Raw genomic sequence first — 21,651 nt, forward strand, 5'->3', positions numbered from 1 at the left:
TTGTACCTTACCTATACGGCTGAGTATGCGTTATGGATGTAGGAAATTGCTAAAAAGCGAATCTTTTGTGGGGTTATCTTCGCAAATGAGCCATAAACAAGGCGCTGTCAAACCGCTATACTCCTTGCTCTCTCATCATTGTGCAGGACTGGCATGGCTATCAAGAAAACCGAACTCTACCGCTCCCTGTGGGAAAGCTGCGATGTGTTGCGCGGCAGCATGGACGCTTCCCAATACAAGGATTACATCCTCACCTTGTTGTTTGTGAAATACGTATCCGACAAGGCGGGGCAGGCAGATTCGTTGATTGATGTGCCGGAAGGGGCTTCCTTCGCCGATATGGTCAAGCTCAAGGGCAAGCCCCATATTGGCGAGGATGTGCAGAAGGTCATCGACAAGCTCGCTGAGGAAAACCACCTCAAGCGCGTTATTAATAACGCCGACTTCAACAACCCCGACAAGTTGGGCAGCGGTAAGGACATGATCGACCGCCTGAGCAAGCTGATCGGTATTTTTGAAGGCTTGGTATTGGGTGGCAACCGCGCTACCGATGACGATTTGCTCGGTGATGCGTATGAATACCTGATGCGCCACTTTGCGGTGCAGTCCGGCAAGAGCAAGGGGCAATTCTATACACCGTCCGAAGTGTCGCAGGTGTTGGCCAAGATTATCGGCATTACGCCACATACGACTCAGGACAAAACCGTGTATGACCCGACTTGCGGCTCAGGCTCTTTGTTGCTGAAAGTGGCTGATCAAGCTCCGAATGGGCTGACGCTGTATGGGCAGGAAAATGACAACGCCACCACCGCGTTGGCGAAGATGAACATGATCCTGCATGAAAATGCCGATGCTGACATCCAGCAGGGCAATACCTTAGCGAATCCGCTGTTTTTGACATCAGCCGATACGCTGGAAACCTTCGATTTCGTGGTGGCGAATCCGCCGTTTTCCAACAAGCAGTGGACTAACGGGGTGAATGTCGAGGAAGACCCGTTCGGGCGCTTTGAGTATGGCGTGCCACCTTCCAAAAACGGCGATTATGCGTTTCTGCTGCACATCCTCAAATCCATGAAAAGCACAGGAAAGGCGGCGGTGATCTTGCCGCATGGCGTGTTGTTCCGGGGTAATGCCGAGGCGGATATTCGCCAAAATCTGATTCGGCAGGGCTATATCAAGGGCATTATCGGTTTGCCTGCCAACCTGTTTTATGGCACGGGGATTCCGGCCTGCATTATTGTGCTGGACAAGGAAGATGCCCACGCCCGCAAAGGCATTTTCATGGTGGATGCCAGCAAGGGCTTTATCAAGGACGGCAACAAGAACCGCCTGCGTAGTCAGGATATTCACCAGATGGTGGATGTGTTCACCAAGCAATTAGAAGTGGCGCGGTATAGCCGCATGGTGACGTTGGCGGAGATTGCGGGGAATGGCTATAACCTGAATATTCCGCGTTACATTGATGCTTCCGAGCCGGAAGACATTCATGATCTTGACGCGCATTTGAACGGCGGTATCCCGCAGCGTGATCTGGATTTGCTGGAACATTATTGGCGGCAATTCCCGAGCTTGCGCAAACAGCTTTTTCAGGCGGATGCCCAACGCCCGACCTATTTCCAGAGCCAGTGTGCTGCCAAGGATTTTAAGCGCACGATGCTGGCGGGCGAGGAGTATCAGGCATTTGCGGATCAGGCGATGCAGCGTTTCACGGCATGGCGGGAGCGGCATGTGGAGGGTTTGAAAGCCTTGTCGCAGGGGGTCAAGCCTAAAGACAAAATCCGTGAATTGTCCGAAGATTTATTGCTGACGTTTACGGGTGCGCCGTTGCTGGACAAGTACGCGGTTTACCAGATTTTGATGGATTACTGGGCGGAAACCTTCCAAGACGATGTGTACATGCTTGCGCTAGAAGGCTGGTCGCCGCCTGCATTGGTACGTCTGGTGCGTAAAGATGATAAGGATAAAGATGTCGAAAAGCCGGATTTGGTGGTAGGCAGCGGTAAAAGTGCGCAAAAGTTCAAGATGGACTTTATCGCGCCTGCGTTAGTGATTGAGCATTATTTTGCGGCTGAACAGGCGGCGCTGGATGCCTTGCAACAGGTGCAGGATGATGCGACGCAAGCCCTCACTGAGCATCAGGAGGAGCATGGCGGGGAAGACGGCGTATTGAAGGATGTCAGCAATAAAGCCGAGGCTGAAAAAGAGCTGGCGGATACTGAGGATTTGGCGTGGAAAGCTTTCGACAAAGCGGGTTTTGCGCAGTACGACAGCCAGCGTAAAGCCTTGGATGTGTTGGAAAGCCGCATCCGTGCGCTGGATGATGAGCCGGTGCTGGCGGACTTCAAAAATGCCAAGGGCAAAATTGCCGTCAAGGATGTGAAAGAGCGGCTGACGGATAGCTACACTCCGGCGGAAAATCGTGTGCTGGATGATTATCTGCGGAAACTTGCTGAGGCAGCAACGGCGCGTAAAACCTTGAAGCAGCAGCGTGAAGACTGGCAAACCTTGTTCGAGATGCACCGGATTTCGCACCCTTCCGCCGAGTATGTCGCCGAGATTGAAATCATTGAAACGTGGCTGACATTGTTGGAAGCGGAGGGGCAAGCTAAAAAAGCGGTCAAAGAGGCGCAGGAGCAGCTCAACCTGCAAGTGCTGGAGCAATACGGCAAGCTGGACGAGTTTGATATGAAGGTGCTGATGGTCGATAAGAAATGGCTGGCAACGCTGGAGGCGCGGGTACGCTCTGACATCGAGCGCATGATTCAGCAATTCGCCAACCGCCTGAAGCAACTGCACGAGCGTTACGCGCAACCGTTGCCGACGTTGGAACAACAAACCGCCGCACTCAGTGCTACGGTTGCTAAACACTTGCAAGCGATGGGGTTGAAGGCATGAATCACGCTAAGCAAACACGCAACACTGGATTCTTATTAAATAATTTGCCAATATCTTTAATAGTTGAATTTCTTATTAAAGCCATTGGAAGAACAGCATGATCGAACGCACTACTGGACGGTATCACACCAGTATTATTGGTGGAGAAGCCGTCAATGCTTTTGTACCGTCCCCATTGCCACCACAACCACCCTTAGAACTGGCGGGGGCGCGTCAACGCTTACTGGAACAAGCTACCCATGCTTTAGGGCAACTCGATAGCATTACCACCTTACTACCGAACCCCCATCTTTTTTTGTATAGCTATGTGCGGCGCGAAGCAGTGTTATCGTCCCAGATTGAAGGCACACAGTCCTCTCTGTCTGACTTAATGTTATTTGAACTGGAGGAATCACCCGGTGTGCCGCTGGATGATGTTCAAGAAGTCAGTCATTACGTCGCGGCACTCGAACATGGCATGACGCGGCTTGGTGAGGGATTTCCCTTGTGCAATCGTCTGTTACGTGAAATGCACGAAAAGCTTATGCAGCAAGCGCGGGGTCGTGAAAAGCTACCCGGTGAGTTTCGGCAAAGCCAAAACTGGATTGGTGGCACTCGACCGGGTAATGCCCGTTTTGTCCCGCCACCGCCGCATGAGCTGGAAAGTTGTATGGCAGCACTGGAACAGTTTTTTCATGCCGAAAACGATGGGTTGCCAACCTTGTTACGGGCAGCGCTGGCGCATGTGCAATTTGAAACCATCCACCCTTTTCTGGATGGTAATGGTCGTCTGGGAAGGCTGTTGATTGCCATGTTATTGCATCACGGCGGCTTGCTCAGCCAACCCCTACTGTATTTGAGCCTGTATTTTAAAACTCACCGTAGTTTGTATTACGAGCGACTTGATCGGGTGCGTAGTCATGGCGAATGGGAGGCGTGGGTCGATTTCTTTCTGGAAGGTGTCGTTACCACCGCAAGAGGTGCTGTCAACACTGCCAAGTGCCTCGACCAATGCTTTGCCCAAGATTGGGAACGGGTGCATCAGAGTGGCTCAGCCAGTGTTAGCCATGCACCTTTGCGGGTGTTGACCAGCTTACGTAATCGTCCTTTAAGCAATATCAAACAATTGTCAGCCGCCAGTGGGCTAAGTTTTCCGACGACCACTAAAGCGGTTAATAGCCTGATTCAGCATGGCATTGTGGAAGAATTAACGGGGCAACGGCGCAATCGGGTGTTTGTCTACGCTGAATACCTGCGGCTGCTAAACGAAGGGGGCGACGCATGAAACTAAACGCTACTGCATTCCCAATTCAAGACGCACTGCGTCTCGAATTGAGTGAATCATATTCTCTACTGCCGGAGATAAGTCAGACACTGCCTGACCGATCTTTTATGGTTATAAAGATTCAACAGACAGTGCCTGTTACATCTTTTCCTAGACTGACAGGGGGAAGCCATGAGTGAAATCAAAGTTCCCGCAGGCTACAAACAAACCGAAGTCGGCATTATCCCCGAAGACTGGGATGTTAAAACGTTAGGTAATATTACGACCTTGCAGCGTGGCTTTGATTTGCCAAGTCGGTTAAGAAAGGTTGGGCAGGTACCAATTATTTCTTCTGCTGGTGTTTCTGGTTTTCATAATAAAGCGATGGCTAAAGCTAATGGAGTTGTCACCGGACGATATGGAACGATTGGTGAAACCTTTTTTGTCGAAGAAGACTTTTGGCCATTAAATACCACTCTATATGTTAGTGATTTTAAGGATAATGATCCGCTATTTATTTATTTTTTGTTGAAGACCATTGATTTTCAATCCCATAGTGGAAAAAGTGGCGTGCCTGGTGTTAATCGAAATGACTTGCACGAGTTAATTATTACTTCGCCGCCAACCAAAGAAGAACAAACCGCTATCGCTACCGTTCTTTCTGATGTCGATGCCCTGATTGCGTCACTCAATGGTAACTGTTCACGGAGCAGCCCCCTTCAATACTTGCGGAGGGGGAATAGGCAAACGCACCGTCACCGGCTTTTTAGCCAATGCCTGCTGACACGCTTGGCGGATAATTCGGTAAGCGCTGATACCTAGGCGTTTGCAGGTTTCCACGATAGTCAGTATTAACGGGCGGAATTGATCACCTCGGAAAGATTGGCTAAAAAAGCTGGTCTTACGCCAGATGACATAGGGGCGGATAGCCCGTTCGGCAGCATTGTTGGTCAGAGGAACACCGGAATGACGCAAAAATGTCCATAACATCAGGTCATCATCCCGTAAGCGTTGGCACTGGTTGGCGGTTTTAGTCGGCTTATCAGGATGTTGTGCTTGACGTAAGCCGCTACCTGCTACCAATGTCTGGCGGAAGGCTTCGCGGAGTTTATCCATGCGTTGCCGGTACAACCTGTCCGAGTAAGCACCTGCGAGCTTGCGGTTATGCAAGTGGACAATCAGGCGTGCCAGACGCAGCAAACGCTTCCCTAAGATGCCTGCACGCCCGTAACGTTGTGCTATTTTTTTGAACTTACGGATAATGTGCGCCCAGCACAGTTGCCGTCGTTCATTGGGGTGGTGATTATAGCCGCCGTGCTGGTCGGTCACGAGTACGCCATTGAATTTTCCCAGCAATTCGTCCGCTGCACCTTTGCCGCGTGAGTAATGCGTCATGAAGTACACCACCTGTGGCGAACACATCACCCATAACCATTCACGTTCGCGCCCACGGTAGTGACTGGTTTCATCCGCGTTTACCACCGGGCTGCTACGCACTGCATCACCCGCCTGAGCATATAAGGGTGCTAACCAACGGCTGACGGGGGCAGTAGCCTCACTGATCGCACCGCTACTGAAGGATAACTGCCATTGTTCTTCCAGCAGTAACTGGATTTGCCGCGTGGACAGGCGGCACGCCCCGTTCATCAGGGTGATCCAACTGATCAAGCCAGCACCCATCTGCCCGCTGGGGATGTCTTCGGGTAACTCGGCTACCTGACGTTTCCCGCAGCAACTACACGTACCCGCATACAGGCGGTGTTCCGTTACTTGATAAGCAACTTCCGGTAGGTCAAATACCTGATGACGCTGGCTCGGCGTGGTTTCCAGCACCAGATGACCACCACAACGGCAACAGCCTTCGGGATAGTAATGCTGGATAGCATCCAGGCGTGATTCCTCCACCAAGGTGCGTTCATGTTTGCTGTGTCCTGGCTGACCGCCGCGTTTTAACGGGCTTTTCGGTTTGCGCTCGCGTTGGGCGCGTTGTTCGGGCGTGTCACGTGACGGGGGGTTAGAGGAGGTGGCGGAGGAGTCATTCAGGCGTTCTTTCAGTTCTGTCAGTTCCGCTTCCAGTTGTTTTACCCGTGCCTGCAACGCAACCACCAACGTCAGCAGATCACGGTTAAGCTGCTGGGAGGTGGCCAAATCGGTTGGCAACGCAATATCAGTAAAATCGGTGGTGATCGTTAGCTCGTTCATCTTTCAAGCATAGCTCAGACTCTGGCAGTTGCAAGCCCGTGAACAGTTACCACTCAATGCCCAGATTGCCAAAAAACGCGATATAAAAACCGCTACCATGCAGCAGCTTTTGACGGGCAAGCAACGGTTGGCGGGGTTTGGTGAAGGCAAAGGGATGAAGGCGAGCGAGTTGGGGGAAATACCGGAGGATTGGGAGGTTTGCAAGCTAAAAGCTATTTGCTCAATGAAAAGTGGAATGACAATTACTGCTGAAGCCATTAGTGATAATGCAGATTATCCTTGTTATGGCGGTAATGGTTTGCGTGGTTTTACAAAACAATATACCCATGAGGGACATTATGCGCTTATCGGGCGGCAAGGCGCATTATGCGGTAATATTATAAGTGTTACAGGTAAATTCTTTGCATCAGAACATGCCATTGTCGTAACACCCACATTAAACACAAATATTAAATGGCTTGCTTTTGTTCTGGATGATATGAATTTAAATCAGTATTCCGAATCTTCAGCACAGCCCGGTTTATCTGTTGAAAAACTGCTTGAATTTCAAATTATTGTTCCGCTAAAAGAAGAGCAGGGGGCGATTGCGGGGGTGTTGTCGGCGATGGATGAGGACATCGCGGCATTGGAGCAGCGGCTGGCGAAGACCAAGGCGATGAAGCAGGGGATGATGCAGGAGTTGCTGACGGGGAGGACGCGGTTGGCAGTAGGTTTACCCGAAGTATCACCGGATGAACTGTACGAACAAACAAAGCGAGAGAATTTTGTGCATAGTTCCCGTTTGGAAGGGATTGATATACCAAGTAAACAAACGCCCGCTTCATTGGCTGATGTACTGAAAAAATACAGTGTTGATTAATGCGGAAAGGTTAGAAAGTGATAACTCGCCAAATTGCTTTATTATTGAAATCAATGGAAGTTTATTCCAGACAGGGCTACCGACTGAGCTTGCTGGAAGTGCAAAAACTGGCGTATTTCCTGCAAGTGGCGGGTGAACCGTTGCACCTGAATTACACCAAACATTTGTACGGCTCTTATGCGGATAACCTCAACCATATGCTGCAACGCATGGAGGGACACTTCATCCGGGGTTACGGCGAACCGCAGCAAGGATTCACAAATCTACCTGCTGGCGGGTGCTGTGCAACAAGCGGAGCAATTCCTTGCCGACGATGCCGAAGCCGCGCAGCGTTTACAACAGGTTAGCCAATTGATTGAAGGTTTTGAAACGCCTTACGGCATGGAGTTATTAGCGACTGTCCATTGGGTAGCTAACGAAAACAAAACCGCTGATAATAAGGTAATTCAGCAAGGCGTTACCGATTGGAATGCCCGTAAAGCCAAATTGATGCAGCCTAAACACATTAATAAAGCGTTGATGCGGCTGAAAACACAGGCATGGTAATAGTTCGTTATGGGACAAAAATATCATTTGGTAAGTTCGGATCGTTAATAAGTTGATCTCTAACTTTTTTAGCTTCATCCTCAGTCTTAAAAGGGCCAGTGCTTACTTGGTAATTGAGTTTTTTCTTTAAGGTAATTGGCTCTGAACGTGCCTTTAACCCTTTTGATTGCAGAAGGCTAATAAAGCGGTCAGCTTTGTTTTTACTTGATGTGACAATTACTTGTACCCAATATCCGCCAATGGTGTTGTCTGGGTTTTTTATTGTGGAGTCATAATAGACGTTTGGAAATAAGCTAATGATATATGGAACAATTCTGATTTTTAGTCGTTCTGTTTGCCAATTTTTGGGGATATATGTTTCTCCATCATAAGGAGAGAAAACTGACCAGCCATTCTTATCTGTTGTGAGATTTATTTTATCGCCTGAATCTAGGTTTTCTGGTATTTCAATTTCAAATTGCCCATTATTCTTTGTTTCGTCAAATTGTCCAGTGTGAGAAATTGTTATTCTAACTCCGTCTAATGGTCTTTCTATGCCTTTACTATCAACTGCATATAAAACTCCTGAAAGAGTTTTGCTATATAAAATTTCAGGAAAAATAGAAATTAATAGTAAAATTGCTATTTTTGATGTTTTTTTAAAGTCCATAAATTGATCACTCTGGTTTTAATTTAATAGGTGCGTCTTTTTTTCCAAATGCTATTTCAATGGTTTCGCTATGGTATCCTAGTTTTGCAAAGCTAACAATTTCTTTATTTTTCGGGTTGTTCATAATATTTTTAAATGAAAAATAACCATTGGTCTTTGTTGTCATGTTTTCATCACGGATTGTAACAACTACTCCATCAAGATATTGCTTTGTAATGGCATCATAAACATAACCTCCTATTTCATTTGGAACGGAATCAGTTGTTCTATTCGAGCTATTACTAGGATTTGATTCATAGTAGTTATTCTGAACTTGAATGCTGTCAATATTATTATTGTTTTGATTTCCTTTAACCTCATTATTGGTTTGGTTCCCTACAATATTATTGCTTCCACTAATGATATTTCCATTTGCAGAAGGAGACTGAGGAGTGTCTATATTCTTTTTTCCTAAAAGATCAGGAATACTCGGTATTCCAGTTGTATATGCCAGTATTGTAATGATCGACGATATGACTGCGGCAATTTTTAAATTTTTTGACATGATAAATTTGCGCTCTATTTTTTTAGGAACTGATCTTTCGCCTATAGGGTATCGTTTTAGTTTGCCTAATGGTTTTGCTGAATTTTTCGGTTGATTGGTTAGTACGCGATATAGTACTTCGTAGTCAGAGTTTAGTTTGTATGTTGATCCACTTTTCAATATCCATGGTACGTTATCAATGTTACCGGATTCTGGAATTACTGGTATGAACTTAGTGTTCTGTTGAAATTGGTCATACAGTACTTGAGATATGATTGTTCCCTCAAAGTTAACACCTCTACCACTACTAGGATCTTCCCCATCGAAGCGTTTTAAGTAAATTGGTGTGCAAACAACCAAAACGAAGTGTGCTTGCTCAATCTGTTTTTTCATCCACCGCTGCCAGCCTTCGGGAGGTGCGCCGTTGACGTACTGATCAATGAAACAATCAATGCCATCATCACGTAGTTGCTCAGATAGCTCTAGTACAAACTGGCGATGCTCGTCAGAATCGTGACTGTAGCTGATGAAAACTTTTGGTGACATGCTTTACTGGGGTCAAGTTTAGGATATGAGATATTACCGATTTTATGGTAATTTGTCTCTTCTATGAGCTTAAATTTATGCCAGTCTGTATGTTGTGTGTTATTTTTTTAAGATTTTGTTTATAAAAGGAAAATTCGGAAGACATGAGTAACGTCAGTGACCGCGAGCGCATCACCCAAAACCGCGTCGTCCGTTTGTTTCAGGACAAACTCGGTTACGAGTACCTCGGCAATTGGGAAAAACGCGCCAACAACCGCAATATCGAACCCGACTACCTGAGCGCGTGGTTACGCAAGCAAAACGTCAGTGATGCCCTGATTGACAAAACCCTGCAAGAATTGGCGCGAGATAATGCCTTGGGGGATGGCGACAATCTTTATACCCCCAATCAGACCTTGTACGGCTTGCTGCGTTATGGGGTAAAAATCAAGCCCGACCACAGTGAACACACCCGTACCATCCACCTGATTGACTGGGAAAATCCCACCCATAACGATTTCGCCATAGCCGAAGAAGTCACGATTAGCGGCAAGTATGACAAGCGCCCCGATATTGTGCTGTACGTCAACGGTATCGCACTGGGCGTATTGGAGCTGAAACGCGCTACCGTGGGTGTGGCGGAAGGCATTGCGCAAAATCTGGATAACCAAAGCAGCACCTTCATCCGCCCGTTTTTCACCACAATGCAGTTGGTGATGGCGGGCAATGACAGCGAAGGCTTGCGTTACGGCACCATTGAAACCAAATCCAAATATTATCTGGAATGGCGAGAAGAAAACCCCGCGTACAACCCGAAAACCGACAGCAAAGACCAACAATACTTGCCCCAATACAACTGCGGTACGGTAGAAAGCCCACTGGATTGCGCTCTGTTACGCATTGCCAGCAAACACCGTGTGCTGGAGCTCATCCACGACTTTGTAGTGTTTGACGCTGGCGTGAAAAAGCTGTGTCGCCATAACCAATATTTCGGCCTCAAAGCGGCGCAAGCCCGTATACACCAACGCGAGGGCGGCATTATCTGGCACACGCAAGGCTCAGGCAAAAGCCTGACCATGGTGTGGCTGGCGAAGTGGCTGCGCGAAAATGTTGATGGCAGCCGCGTGTTGATCATTACCGACCGCACCGAGCTGGACGAACAAATCGAAGGTGTGTTCAAGGGGGTCGACGAACACATTTACCGCTGCAACAGTGGGCGCGACATGCTGGGTGTGTTGCACCAGCCGATTGAATGGTTGATGTGCTCCCTGATCCACAAATTCGGCGCGGGCGAAGAGGGCAGCGAACAACAGACCAGCACCTTCATCAAGGAACTGCTGAGCAGTATCCCCAAGGACTTTTCCGCCAAAGGCAATTTGTTTGTATTTGTGGATGAATGCCACCGTACCCAGTCCGGCAAGCTGCACAAGGCGATGCAAAAGCTGTTGCCGAATGCCTTGTTTGTGGGCTTTACCGGCACGCCGTTGCTGAAAGATGACAAGCAAACCAGTATCGAAACGTTTGGCTCTTACATTCACACCTACAAATTTGATCAAGCGGTCAATGACAACGTGGTGCTGGATTTATGCTACGAAGCGCGGGACATTAGCCAATACGTGGGTAATAAGGCGAAGATCGACCTTTTTTTTGCGGAAAAAACCAAAAATCTCTCCAACATTGCCAAGGCGCGGGTCAAGCAAAAATGGCTGACCATGCAAAGCGTGCTCTCCAGCAAATCCCGCTTGCAGCAAATTGTGAATGACATTGTGCTGGATATGACCACCAAGCCACGTTTGGAGAGTCAGCACGGTAATGCCATGTTGGTGTGTGCAGATGTGTACCAAGCTTGCAAGGTGTATGAGTTGCTTGCGGCAACGGATGCCAGTCTGGCGGGTAAATCCGCGATTATCACCAGTTACCAACCCACGGCTGCCAGTATTAAAGGCGAGGGTGGTGACGAGGGCGACACCGAAAACCTGCACAAATACAAGATTTACCGCAAGATGTTGGCAACGTATTTCAATCAACCCGAAGATGAAGCCGTCAAACGCGTGGAGGAGTTCGAGAAAAAGGTCAAAAAGCAGTTCAAGGAACAACCTGCACAAATGCGCCTGCTGATTGTGGTGGATAAACTGCTGACAGGTTTCGACGCGCCATCGGCCACCTACTTGTACATCGACAAGAAAATGCAAAACCACGGGCTGTTTCAAGCTATTTGCCGCGTCAATCGTCTGGATGGTGAGGAAAAAACCTACGGCTACATCATCGATTACAAAGACCTGTTCAACAGCATCAAAGACGCAATGGGTGATTACACGGGTGGCGCATTTGCCGACTATGACAGTACCGATATACAAGACTTGCTGAAAAACCGCCTGAAACAAGCCAAGCTGAAACTGGAAGAAACCCGCGAAGCGATTAAAGCCCTGTGTGAACCCGTTGCGTTGCCGCGAGATACCAATGATTACCTGGCTTACTTCGTTGCCAGCAATCCGCTGAACCGTGACGAAGCCGAACAGAACGAAGCCAAACGCCTCGCATTCTACAAACTGAGCGGTGCTTATCTACGGGCGTATGCCGAGATTGCCGGGGAGTTGCAGGAGGTGGGCTATTCCGCCAGTGAAGCAGAAAAAATCCGGGTGGAAGTGCGCCACTATCACGACGCAAGGGAGGCGGTGAAACTTGCCAGTGGTGATTATAAGGATGCCAAAGACCTCGAACCCGCGATGCGTCACATCTTCGACCAGTTTATCCGCGCCGATGATAGCGATATGTTGGCAGACTTCGGCGACAAAGGTTTGATTGAAGTGTTGGTTGATAGTGGCATTGCCGCGCTGGAAAGCCGTTTGCCGGAAAGCGTGCGCAAAAGCGAAACAGCCGTGGCGGAAACCATCGAAAACAACATCCGCAAAAATATTAGCGATACTCGCAGCGTCAACCCGGCTTACTACGATAATTTGTCTGACTTGCTGGATGCCCTGATCCAACAACGTCAGACCGAAGTGCAGGAATACCAGCAATATCTGGAAAAGCTCAAGGCATTGGCAGAACAAATGCGCCAAAGCCAAATACCGCAAGATTATCCCACTACCCTCAAAACCCAAGCCATGCGCAACCTCTACGCGAATCTGGAGCGTGACGAAAGCCTGACGCTTGCCGTGCATGAAACCGTGATGAGCTACAAAAAAGCAGGCTGGACAGGCAATAATGCCGCCGCCCACATGAAAGAAAAGCGGGTTCGTCAGGCAGTCACGCGGGTAGTAGGCGAGGACTCTGCTACAGTAGAGGACTTGTTAAAGCTAATCAAAGCGCAGTATGAATACCACTAGCTCCTTGTCGAATCCTCTGTTTACTGTCAGTGACATTCCCGTGTATGTCACACGCAAAGCCATCAAAAATCTGCATTTAGGGGTATATCCACCGGATGGGCAGGTGCGGGTTTCAGCACCTGAGCATTTTAGTACCGACAATATCCGCCTCGCCGTGGTAACACGTCTGAAATGGATTAAAACCCAACAGCAACGTTTCCAGCAGCAACCCCGTCAAAGTCTACGTGAAATGGTGTCCGGTGAATCCCATTACCTATGGGGAACGCGCTATCGGTTGGAGGTGGTATATCAATCCGGCAAACATCAGATTGCGCCCAGAGGGGAGTTCCTGCACCTGAGCGTCACCCCCGGTACAAGCACCGCAAACCGCGAACGTTTGCTACACGATTATTACCGCCAACAATTGAAACAACGTATTCCCGTCTTATTGGAAAAATGGCAGCCGCGTATTGGAAAGCAAGTCACGGACTGGGGTATCAAACGCATGAAAACCAAGTGGGGAAGCTGCAATATCACTGAGCAGCGTATTTGGTTGAATCTGGAACTCGCCAAGAAGTCGCCGGAATGCTTGGAATATGTGTTGATACATGAATTGGCGCATTTGTTGGAGCGGCAACATAACGCCAATTTTACTGCACTCATGGATGAGTTCCTGCCGCAGTGGCGTAGCTTGCGGGGTCAGTTGAATGCAGAATATCTGTCTGCTGAAGTGTGGTAGCTTTTCGTCCCCCACACCGCAAAAATCGGATCAGATAACGCCGTTTCCCGGCTATGCGGATCGTCCGTTGGGCGTGGCAAACCCCGAACAGATTCCGTATGCAAGTCGCTGAATTGCGCAGTTTTCAGGAAATAATCCAACACCAGCCCCTGACGCTCGAAGGGGTGCATTTCCATCCACAAGCTGATGGCTTTGTTGGGGAACCAGCGGGTCGAAAACGCCATGATAACCTTGCCACCTGTTTTGACCACCCGCGCCAACGCCTGCATGACCGCCAGCGGTTGGGTGAGGTATTCGATGGAAACACTGCAAATCACCGCATCAAAACTGGCATCAGCAAAGGGGAGTTGCGGGTTTAGGTTCAAGTCGTGTACTACCCGCTGTTGCAGACGTGGGTTGGCGGCTAATTCGGCCTGATTCATGCCCAGCCCAGTGACGTGCAGCTCATTCAACTCATCCGGTAAATGGGAAACATGGCTGCTCATCAGATCGAGGATTTTCATGCCCGGTTGTAACAGTCGCCCGTAGAGTGCCGTCAGTTGCGCCCGTGCGGTTTTATCCAGATGGTTGACCAGACGGGGGGTGTGGTAGAACTGGGTGTCATCACGCTCATCCGCCCGCTTGAAGGGGTAAGTGCCGTAAAAGTCAGGGCTGACACCGGGGTAGGGTGCTTGCATTCCGGCGCCATTGGCACAGAGCAGCGCAGCAATATCCGGCCATTGCGCCTCCTCATAGGGAGCGCTCAAGCTCAGGGCATAGGCTGCCAGCGGGTGATTGGTATCCACCGTCAGGGTGTCAGCCGTTGCACCAATCAAGCGGAACGGGCGGAAATCGTTGCGGGCGCAATCCAGCGCTTCCCACGCATAGCCTTGCGGGTAAAAGCGCCCGACCTTGGGGTCGATGTTCAGGTGGCGTTGCTTGCCGTTAAACTGGTGACGCGGAAAGCTGACTGGCGGCTGGTTTGTCTGCAAGGGTGCGCAGGCTTCACCGGGGGCGTAGGTGATGCTGTTGTGTTGGGCGCAATGCCCTGCCATAATTTTGTTGGAAAACAACAGGTCACGGTGGGTTGCTACCGTGCTGTGCCAATCGAGTGTGAATTTATCCATTGTTTAATCACTTTGTTTCAGGTGGCGCGTTGCGGTCATCATGATGAGCAGGGCGAGCAATAACAGGCCAACACCGACCAGCAGGGCGTAATCTTCCATTTGCAACAACAGGTACAGCAAGCCGTACAAGGTGGCGAGCAGCAGGAAAATGAGTACCGTGCGGCGACTATTGTGCAGGATTGCCCCCATGTAAAAGGTAATGCTGAGCACAGTGGTGGAGGCAGCGGCAAGGTAGGCATAGAGGAAGCCGATGTGTTCCGCCAAAGCCAGCAGGATCAGGTAAAACAGCGAGAGTGCTACCCCGACGATGCCGTATTGCAGCACATGCAGCCGCCGTTTCAGGCTGATTTCAAACGCGAGGAACACCACGAAGGTCAGGGTGATGAACAGCGCCCCGTATTTGACAGCGCGGGTAATGCGTGAATACAGCGAAACAGGCTCGTACAGGCTGACCCCGGCGGTGGCTTCGCGTAAATCGTAAGCCTTGTCCTGCTGATCTTCCAGCACCCAGTATTGTGGGTAACTGCGCACCAGATGCGGGATGTCCCATTCGGCATGGAAACCTTCCTCGCCCACTTCGTGTTTGTCCGGCAACAATTCACCCTGAAAGCTGGGGTGAGTCCAAGAGGATGTCATGCGGATGGTAGTGTTTTCACCCAGCGGTGCAAACAACAGCCCGTCGCTGCCGCGTAAACTCAGGGTCAGCTTGAATTCATTGTTGGGGTTGCTGTCGGCGTTGACGCTCAGCGGTACGTGGAAACCGGTGGGCAACAGTTTGCTGATGCCGGTGCCGGGTTGCAGGCCGGTGCGCCCGTCATTCCAGAAAAAGTTGGAGGCGGTATCAATGGCGCGGGTGTCATCCAGCCCGATGGCGATGAAGGCTTTGTTCCACAAGATACGGCGTTCGCCTTCGCCGGATTGCAGCACGGCGGCGTGGTTGAATTTACCGGTAAGGCTGACGTTGGCGGTGTAAACCAGTGCGTCATAAATGCCGCGTTGACGGTGTTCCTCTTTCAGGTCAGCGCGGATTTCAAGATTTTCTGGTAACAAAATGGCGGTGCGGTCGTTGTAAATGTCTTTGCTGACCACCCGATTTTCGCCATTTTCATCGGTGACGGTATCGACGTTGGTGAAATGCTCGACATATGGCACGACCAATACCGGGCCGGTTAAGGTCTGTTTTTTACCCCATGACGCGGCAATATTATGCAATGCTTCCTGATAATAGGTATTGCGGTCGGTAACAACTTTTTCCGCCATGAGTAAGGGGATAAGCATCAGCAAACCCAGTAAAATGATCACAACGGTACGGAAGCCGAACGACTGCGACAAGCTGCGCATTCGGTAGTTTTGAAGAGGGGATGGGAGCTGCTCCGACATGTTTGTTATCCTGATATTGACGGCGCAGATAATAGCATGAAACGGGGTGTAGACTGACACCCCGTCATGCGAGTGTTTACTTGGCCTTACACTCGGTTTTGGTTCCGGCTACTTTGCCCGTGAGTTGCAGAAAGCCTTCAAACGGCCCCATGACTTTCATGGCTTCCATTTTTGGCCCGTCGAATTTCAGTTTGCCGGATGCCATCGCACCCATTGCACCACAACCGAACTTGCCTTCGCCCATGCAAGTCCAGTCTGCATCAGTAGCGTGCATCAGGTAGTCGTAGCTAGCGTCCATTTTCTTGCCATCGGGAGCGCCACCGTAACTGCATGTGGCTTTGTCGCCTTGCATAACAATGTTGAGCTGTACTTTGGTACTTTCACCACAATCGGTGCGGTACATTTGCACCAGTTTGTAGCCTCGTTTATTGTCGTTCTTAATCCAGGAATAGCCGTCAGCGTCCATCAGACCGCTGGTCAGATTGGCGTCTGCATTCCAAGCCGCGCAGGCTTGTTTTGCCCAAGCAGCATCCATGAATTCAACCGCATGGGCGGGTACGGATGCGATAAGCAACAGACTAGACACCAGTGTGATCTGTTTTAGCATGTAAAAAATCCTCCTCATTCTCATTTGTTTGAATTGCCAGCATTGAAAAGTGTAATAGTCATCATTGCAACACTTGACCATAAGGGTATAGCAGAGAATCCGTTGGTCTGCTAATTACACTTTTTCACTTATATTCAACACCGGTCAGCTTACAGTCACTTGGCATTTGACTTGCAAACTGTCACTATCAGATGAAGATAGTCATCTGGATATACAACCGCAGGGCAGTTACCTGCCCCCCGTATTCACCATGAAGGGGTATAATATGAGTAGCATTTTCAATCACTATCAGTCTCGATACGAAGCCTTACAAGAAGAAGAATACTCGTTGCAGGAGTATCTGGATATTTGCAAGCGCGACAATATGGCCTATGCCACCGCCGCTGAACGGCTGTTGTACGCCATCGGTGAAGCCGAGCTGGTCGATACGTCCCGCGACCCGCGCCTGAGCCGCATTTTTTCCAACAAAGTCATCCGCCGTTACCCGGCTTTTTCCGAATTCTATGGCATGGAAGAGTGCATTGAACAAATCGTGTCCTTCTTCCGTCATGCTGCGCAGGGTTTGGAAGAGAGTAAACAGGTTCTTTACCTGTTGGGGCCGGTGGGCGGTGGTAAATCTTCCCTCGCGGAACGCCTCAAAGCCTTGATTGAGAAAGCGCCCATTTACAGCATCAAAGGCTCGCCGATCAACGAATCCCCGCTGGGTTTGTTCACGGTGGAAGAAGATGGCGCGATTCTGGAAGAAGATTTCGGCATTCCTTCGCGTTACCTGAAAACCATTATGTCGCCTTGGGCAGTGAAGCGTTTGCACGAATTCGGCGGGGATATTACCAAGTTCAGAGTGGTGAAACGTTATCCTTCGCGCCTTAACCAGATTGCGGTTTCCAAGACCGAGCCGGGCGATGAAAACAATCAGGATATTTCGGCACTGGTGGGGAAAGTCGATATCCGCAAGCTGGAAGATTACCCGCAGAACGACACGGATGCTTACAGCTATTCCGGCGGTTTGTGCTTGTCAAATCAGGGCTTGATGGAATTCGTGGAAATGTTCAAAGCACCCATCAAGGTGCTGCACCCATTGTTGACCGCCACGCAGGAGGGCAACTTCAATGGCACGGAAAGCATTGGGGCTATCCCGTTCAGCGGGGTGATTCTGGCGCATTCCAACGAATCTGAATGGCAGACGTTCAAAAACAACCGCAATAACGAAGCCTTCATTGACCGTGTGTCGATCGTGAAAGTGCCGTATTGCCTGCGTGTGACCGAAGAAATCAAGATTTACGACAAGCTGCTATTCAACAGTTCCCTGGCTGCATCGCCGTGTGCGCCGGATACGCTGAAGATGTTGGCGCAGTTCATTATTCTGTCGCGCCTGAAAGAGCCGGAAAATTCCAGCCTATTTTCCAAAATGCGTATTTACGACGGTGAAAACCTCAAGGATATTGATCCCAAGGCCAAGACCATCCAGGAATATCAGGATGCCGGTGGCGTAGACGAGGGCATGAATGGCCTTTCCACCCGCTTCGCCTTCAAGATTTTGTCGAAAGTGTTCAACTACGATGCCACCGAAATCGCGGCTGACCCGGTGCATCTGATGTACGTGCTGGAACGCCAGATCGAGAAGGAGCAATTCCAGCGCGAACTGCAAGACCGTTACATCCGCTTTATCAAGGAATACCTTGCGCCGCGTTATGTGGATTTCATCGGCAAGGAAATCCAGACGGCTTACCTCGAATCGTATTCCGAATATGGTCAGAATCTGTTCGACCGTTACGTGACTTACGCGGATTTCTGGATTCAGGATCAGGAATTCCGTGACCCTGAAACCGGCGAATTCCTCGATCGTTCATCGCTCAATGCTGATCTGGAAAAAATCGAGAAACCGGCCGGTATCAGCAATCCCAAAGATTTCCGTAACGAGATTGTCAACTTCGTACTGCGGGCGCGTGCCAATAATGGTGGGCGTAATCCAGCGTGGACGAGTTACGAAAAGCTGCGCCGCGTCATCGAGATGAAAATGTTCTCCAGCACCGAAGACTTGCTGCCGGTCATTTCCTACGGGGCAAAATCCACGGCAGATGAACAGCGCAAACACAACAACTTCGTGGAGCGCATGATGAAACGTGGTTACACCGAAAAGCAGGTACGTTTGCTGGCTGAATGGTACTTGCGGGTACGCAAGTCGCAGTAATCGGTAACAACCATAAGGAGTGCCGTATGGCCTATATCGTTGACCGTCGACTGAACAGCAAAAACAAGAGTCTGGTGAATCGGGAACGCTTCCTCAAACGTTACCAGAAACAGATTCGCCGGGCGGTATCGGATGCTGTCAGCCGCCGCAACATCACGGATATGGAGCAGGGGGAGAGTATTACGATCCCCAAACGCGACATTTCCGAACCTGTGTTCCGTCATGGTGAAGGCGGTAAGCGTAGCATTGTGCATACTGGCAACAAGGAATTTGTCGAAGGCGACCGTATCCAGCGTCCACCCGGTGGTGCGGGTGGTGGTCGTGGTTCCGGGCAAGCTTCCGCCGATGGCGAGGGCATGGAAGACTTCGTGTTCCAGATCTCGCAGGAGGAATTCCTCGAATACCTGTTTGAAGATTTGGCCTTGCCCAATATGGTCAAGCGCCAGTTATTGAGTACGGATTCCTTTGACTATCACCGTGCGGGTGTTAGCGAAGTCGGTAATCCGGCGCAAATCAATATTGTGCGTTCGATGCGCAGTGCCCAAGGCCGCCGCATTGCCTTGCGTGGTAAGGAACGCCGTCGTCGCCGCGAAGTGTTGGCAGCACTCGAAGCGCTGGAGCAGGCAGGTGACAGCCCGGAAACGGAAGCCCAACGCTCGCTGCTAAAAGCTGAGTTGACCCACCTGAATGTGAAGATTCACGCGATTCCGTGGCTGGACGATTTCGACCTCAAGTACAACCTCAAAGTGAAAGTCCCGAAGCCGTCGCCAAAAGCGGTGATGTTTTGCGTGATGGACGTATCGGGTTCCATGACACAGGATATAAAAGACACCGCCAAACGGTTCTTTTTCCTGCTGTATTTGTTCTTGAAAAAGAACTACGAGAAGATTGAGGTGGTGTTTATCCGTCATCATACCCAAGCGCAGGAAGTGGATGAGAACACCTTCTTCTACGCCCGTGAAACCGGCGGAACGGTGGTGTCCAGCGCTTTGAACTTGATGGGCGACATCATTGAAGAGCGTTACTCCCCCAGCCAGTGGAATATCTACGTGGCGCAAGCCTCGGACGGTGACAATTGGCATGAAGATAACCAGCGCTGCCATGATGCCCTGATCAGCAATATTCTGCCCTTTGTGCAGTATTACACCTATATCGAAATTGGCGACCGTGATCCGCAAGGCTTGTGGCATCTGTATGAGCATTTGCAACGGGACTTTATGGATCGTTTTGCTATCCAGCGGGTGCGCAATAATGCGGAAATCTACCCGGTATTCCGTGAATTGTTTAAACGCCACACGGGTGAGGAGCTTGACTGATGACTGAGCATAATCCTGAAAAAGATTACCCTGAAAAACACTATATTTCGACCAGTTCGGAATGGACGTTTGCCACCATCGAAGCTTATGAGCGCGAGATTGCCCGCATTGCCCGCGACAAGTTCAAGCTGGATACCTACCCAAACCAGATTGAAATGATCCGCTCTGACCAGATGATGGATGCTTATGCGTCCATCGGGATGCCAGTGTTTTACAATCACTGGTCGTATGGCAAACACTTCGTCGACACTGAACAGAAGTACAGTCGGGGGCGCATGGGGTTGGCGTATGAAATCGTCATCAATTCAAACCCTTGCATTGCCTATTTGATGGAAGAAAATACCATGACGATGCAAGCGCTGGTGATTGCGCACGCGTGTTATGGGCATAACTCGTTCTTCAAAGGCAACTACCTGTTCCGAACTTGGACGGATGCCGAGGCCATCATTGATTACCTGATGTTTGCCAAGAAATACATCAGCCAGTGTGAGGAGCGTTACGGGGTAGAGCAGGTCGAGTTGTTGCTGGATTCTTGCCATGCCTTGATGAATTACGGGGTCGACCGTTATAAGCGTCCCGCCCCGATTTCAGCAGCGGAAGAACAAAACCGCCAGCAGGAACGTGAGCTGTATATTCAGCAACACATCAACGATTTGTGGCGCACTTTGCCGCACCGTGGACGTGAGCGCGAAGAAGAAAAGGCTGTTCGCCATTTTCCTGAAGATCCACAGGAAAACCTGCTGTATTTCATCGAAAAAAATTCGCCTTCACTGGACATTTGGCAGCGTGAAATCATCCGCATCGTGCGTAAGGTAGCGCAATATTTTTACCCGCAACGCCAGACGCAGGTAATGAACGAAGGGTGGGCGACGTTTTGGCATTACACCATCCTCAATGAGATGTACGACGAAGGGCTAGTGAACGAAGGCTTCATGATGGAGTTCCTCACTTCCCATACCAATGTGGTGATGCAACCCGGTTTTGATAGCCCGTATTACAGTGGCATTAACCCTTATGCCTTGGGTTTTGCGATGATGACTGACATCCGCCGTATTTGCGAAAACCCAACGGAGGAAGATAAGCACTGGTTCCCGGATATGGCGGGGAGTGATTGGTTGACCACGCTGGATCATGTGATGCGCAATTATCGCGATGAGAGCTTCATCCTGCAATTTATGTCACCGAAAATTATCCGGGATTTCCACTTTTTCGCGCTGGAAGACGATGACCGCAAAAACACCATCGACGTGACCGCGATCCACAATGATGAAGGTTATCGGCGGGTACGGGAAACCTTGTCCATGCAATACAACCTGAGCCAGCAAGAGCCGGACATTCAAATTTTCAAGGTGAATCTGCGCGGCGACCGTTCCCTGACCTTGCAGCATGTGCTGAATGAACGCCGCCCGCTGAATGGCGAGGTGAATGAAATGCTGCGCCACGTTTATCGGCTGTGGGGTTACGACGTACACCTGCATTCGGTGGAACCCGATGGGCGCACCGTGCGCAGTTACCATTTGGTGGGTGAGCACCAGAACTGATTCCACCCATACGGCTGCCAG

At 49.9% G+C, this 21,651-nt stretch carries 16 protein-coding genes; 10 read left to right on the top strand and 6 right to left on the bottom strand.

Features of this window, described 5'->3' with window-relative positions; genetic code table 11:
- The first annotated feature begins 153 nt into the window (after positions 1–153).
- From J9253_RS05175 to J9253_RS05185, 3 genes are all read left to right on the top strand, one after another.
- Positions 154–2,895, top strand: a complete 2,742-nt coding sequence (locus J9253_RS05175; RefSeq protein WP_210223601.1) for a type I restriction-modification system subunit M — start codon at positions 154–156, stop codon at positions 2,893–2,895.
- A 97-nt stretch (positions 2,896–2,992) separates the two neighbouring features.
- Positions 2,993–4,159, top strand: a complete 1,167-nt coding sequence (locus J9253_RS05180; protein WP_210223602.1) for a Fic family protein — start codon at positions 2,993–2,995, stop codon at positions 4,157–4,159.
- 171 nt (positions 4,160–4,330) lie between these two features.
- The gene (locus tag J9253_RS05185) at positions 4,331–4,960 is read left to right on the top strand and encodes a restriction endonuclease subunit S (RefSeq protein WP_210223603.1); all 630 of its coding nucleotides are present in this window, start codon (positions 4,331–4,333) and stop codon (positions 4,958–4,960) included.
- On the opposite strand, the gene tnpC is transcribed toward J9253_RS05185, so the two are convergent.
- The gene (gene tnpC / locus J9253_RS05190) at positions 4,841–6,340 is read right to left on the bottom strand and encodes an IS66 family transposase (protein ID WP_210223604.1); all 1,500 of its coding nucleotides are present in this window, start codon (positions 6,338–6,340) and stop codon (positions 4,841–4,843) included. The two genes, J9253_RS05185 and tnpC, sit on opposite strands and share 120 nt — an antisense overlap.
- A 28-nt stretch (positions 6,341–6,368) precedes the next feature.
- Between tnpC and J9253_RS05195 the strand changes: the two genes are divergently transcribed.
- Together J9253_RS05195 and J9253_RS05200 are read left to right on the top strand one after the other, a co-directional pair.
- Positions 6,369–7,199 (top strand): YhfG family protein, encoded by an 831-nt coding sequence (locus J9253_RS05195; protein WP_210223605.1) that lies wholly within the window; start codon positions 6,369–6,371, stop codon positions 7,197–7,199.
- Between the two features lie 282 nt (positions 7,200–7,481).
- Positions 7,482–7,745, top strand: a complete 264-nt coding sequence (locus J9253_RS05200) for a hypothetical protein (RefSeq protein WP_210223606.1) — start codon at positions 7,482–7,484, stop codon at positions 7,743–7,745.
- Between the two features lie 7 nt (positions 7,746–7,752).
- Here the strand turns inward: J9253_RS05200 and J9253_RS05205 are convergent, their stop codons facing one another.
- Both J9253_RS05205 and J9253_RS05210 read right to left on the bottom strand, forming a co-directional pair.
- Entirely contained in the window at positions 7,753–8,394 is a 642-nt protein-coding gene (locus J9253_RS05205) for an SPOR domain-containing protein (RefSeq protein ID WP_210223607.1), read from the bottom strand.
- Positions 8,395–8,401: 7 nt separating this feature from the next.
- Positions 8,402–9,463 (bottom strand): SEFIR domain-containing protein, encoded by a 1,062-nt coding sequence (locus tag J9253_RS05210; RefSeq protein ID WP_210223608.1) that lies wholly within the window; start codon positions 9,461–9,463, stop codon positions 8,402–8,404.
- 143 nt (positions 9,464–9,606) lie between these two features.
- Here J9253_RS05210 and J9253_RS05215 point away from each other — a divergent pair, with 143 nt between their 5' ends.
- Both J9253_RS05215 and J9253_RS05220 read left to right on the top strand, forming a co-directional pair.
- Positions 9,607–12,771 carry a type I restriction endonuclease subunit R gene (locus tag J9253_RS05215; RefSeq protein ID WP_210223609.1) on the top strand — a complete coding sequence of 1,055 codons (3,165 nt, stop codon included), beginning with the start codon at positions 9,607–9,609 and terminating at the stop codon, positions 12,769–12,771.
- Entirely contained in the window at positions 12,758–13,489 is a 732-nt protein-coding gene (locus J9253_RS05220; protein ID WP_028489850.1) for a M48 family metallopeptidase, read from the top strand. Before J9253_RS05215 ends, J9253_RS05220 begins: the two co-directional genes overlap by 14 nt.
- On the opposite strand, the gene J9253_RS05225 is transcribed toward J9253_RS05220, so the two are convergent.
- From J9253_RS05225 to J9253_RS05235, 3 genes are all read right to left on the bottom strand, one after another.
- The gene (locus J9253_RS05225; protein ID WP_210223610.1) at positions 13,450–14,595 is read right to left on the bottom strand and encodes a class I SAM-dependent methyltransferase; all 1,146 of its coding nucleotides are present in this window, start codon (positions 14,593–14,595) and stop codon (positions 13,450–13,452) included. The genes J9253_RS05220 and J9253_RS05225 overlap by 40 nt on opposite strands.
- A 3-nt stretch (positions 14,596–14,598) precedes the next feature.
- Positions 14,599–15,975 carry a cell envelope integrity protein CreD gene (gene creD / locus J9253_RS05230; protein WP_210223611.1) on the bottom strand — a complete coding sequence of 459 codons (1,377 nt, stop codon included), beginning with the start codon at positions 15,973–15,975 and terminating at the stop codon, positions 14,599–14,601.
- Positions 15,976–16,051: 76 nt separating this feature from the next.
- Positions 16,052–16,582 (bottom strand): SCP2 sterol-binding domain-containing protein, encoded by a 531-nt coding sequence (locus tag J9253_RS05235; protein ID WP_210223612.1) that lies wholly within the window; start codon positions 16,580–16,582, stop codon positions 16,052–16,054.
- 265 nt (positions 16,583–16,847) lie between these two features.
- On the opposite strand from J9253_RS05235, the gene J9253_RS05240 reads away from it, so the two are divergent.
- The 3 genes from J9253_RS05240 to J9253_RS05250 are packed head-to-tail and all read left to right on the top strand — an operon-like array spanning position 16,848 to position 21,630.
- Entirely contained in the window at positions 16,848–18,773 is a 1,926-nt protein-coding gene (locus J9253_RS05240; RefSeq protein ID WP_210223613.1) for a PrkA family serine protein kinase, read from the top strand.
- A gap of 26 nt (positions 18,774–18,799) precedes the next feature.
- The gene (locus J9253_RS05245) at positions 18,800–20,089 is read left to right on the top strand and encodes a YeaH/YhbH family protein (protein ID WP_210223614.1); all 1,290 of its coding nucleotides are present in this window, start codon (positions 18,800–18,802) and stop codon (positions 20,087–20,089) included.
- The gene (locus J9253_RS05250) at positions 20,089–21,630 is read left to right on the top strand and encodes a SpoVR family protein (protein ID WP_210223615.1); all 1,542 of its coding nucleotides are present in this window, start codon (positions 20,089–20,091) and stop codon (positions 21,628–21,630) included. The genes J9253_RS05245 and J9253_RS05250 overlap by 1 nt, the downstream gene beginning before the upstream one ends.
- The last annotated feature ends 21 nt before the right edge of the window (positions 21,631–21,651 follow it).

This window comes from Thiothrix litoralis, assembly GCF_017901135.1.
GTDB lineage: Bacteria > Pseudomonadota > Gammaproteobacteria > Thiotrichales > Thiotrichaceae > Thiothrix > Thiothrix litoralis.

Coding starts and splice junctions, on each gene's coding strand:
- J9253_RS05175 (WP_210223601.1), top strand. CDS start 154: ATGGCTATCAAGAAAACCGAACTCTACCGCTCCCTGTGGGAAAGCTGC.
- J9253_RS05180 (WP_210223602.1), top strand. CDS start 2,993: ATGATCGAACGCACTACTGGACGGTATCACACCAGTATTATTGGTGGA.
- J9253_RS05185 (WP_210223603.1), top strand. CDS start 4,331: ATGAGTGAAATCAAAGTTCCCGCAGGCTACAAACAAACCGAAGTCGGC.
- tnpC (WP_210223604.1), bottom strand. CDS start 6,340: ATGAACGAGCTAACGATCACCACCGATTTTACTGATATTGCGTTGCCA.
- J9253_RS05205 (WP_210223607.1), bottom strand. CDS start 8,394: ATGGACTTTAAAAAAACATCAAAAATAGCAATTTTACTATTAATTTCT.
- J9253_RS05210 (WP_210223608.1), bottom strand. CDS start 9,463: ATGTCACCAAAAGTTTTCATCAGCTACAGTCACGATTCTGACGAGCAT.
- J9253_RS05215 (WP_210223609.1), top strand. CDS start 9,607: ATGAGTAACGTCAGTGACCGCGAGCGCATCACCCAAAACCGCGTCGTC.
- J9253_RS05220 (WP_028489850.1), top strand. CDS start 12,758: ATGAATACCACTAGCTCCTTGTCGAATCCTCTGTTTACTGTCAGTGAC.
- J9253_RS05225 (WP_210223610.1), bottom strand. CDS start 14,595: ATGGATAAATTCACACTCGATTGGCACAGCACGGTAGCAACCCACCGT.
- creD (WP_210223611.1), bottom strand. CDS start 15,975: ATGTCGGAGCAGCTCCCATCCCCTCTTCAAAACTACCGAATGCGCAGC.
- J9253_RS05235 (WP_210223612.1), bottom strand. CDS start 16,582: ATGCTAAAACAGATCACACTGGTGTCTAGTCTGTTGCTTATCGCATCC.
- J9253_RS05240 (WP_210223613.1), top strand. CDS start 16,848: ATGAGTAGCATTTTCAATCACTATCAGTCTCGATACGAAGCCTTACAA.
- J9253_RS05245 (WP_210223614.1), top strand. CDS start 18,800: ATGGCCTATATCGTTGACCGTCGACTGAACAGCAAAAACAAGAGTCTG.
- J9253_RS05250 (WP_210223615.1), top strand. CDS start 20,089: ATGACTGAGCATAATCCTGAAAAAGATTACCCTGAAAAACACTATATT.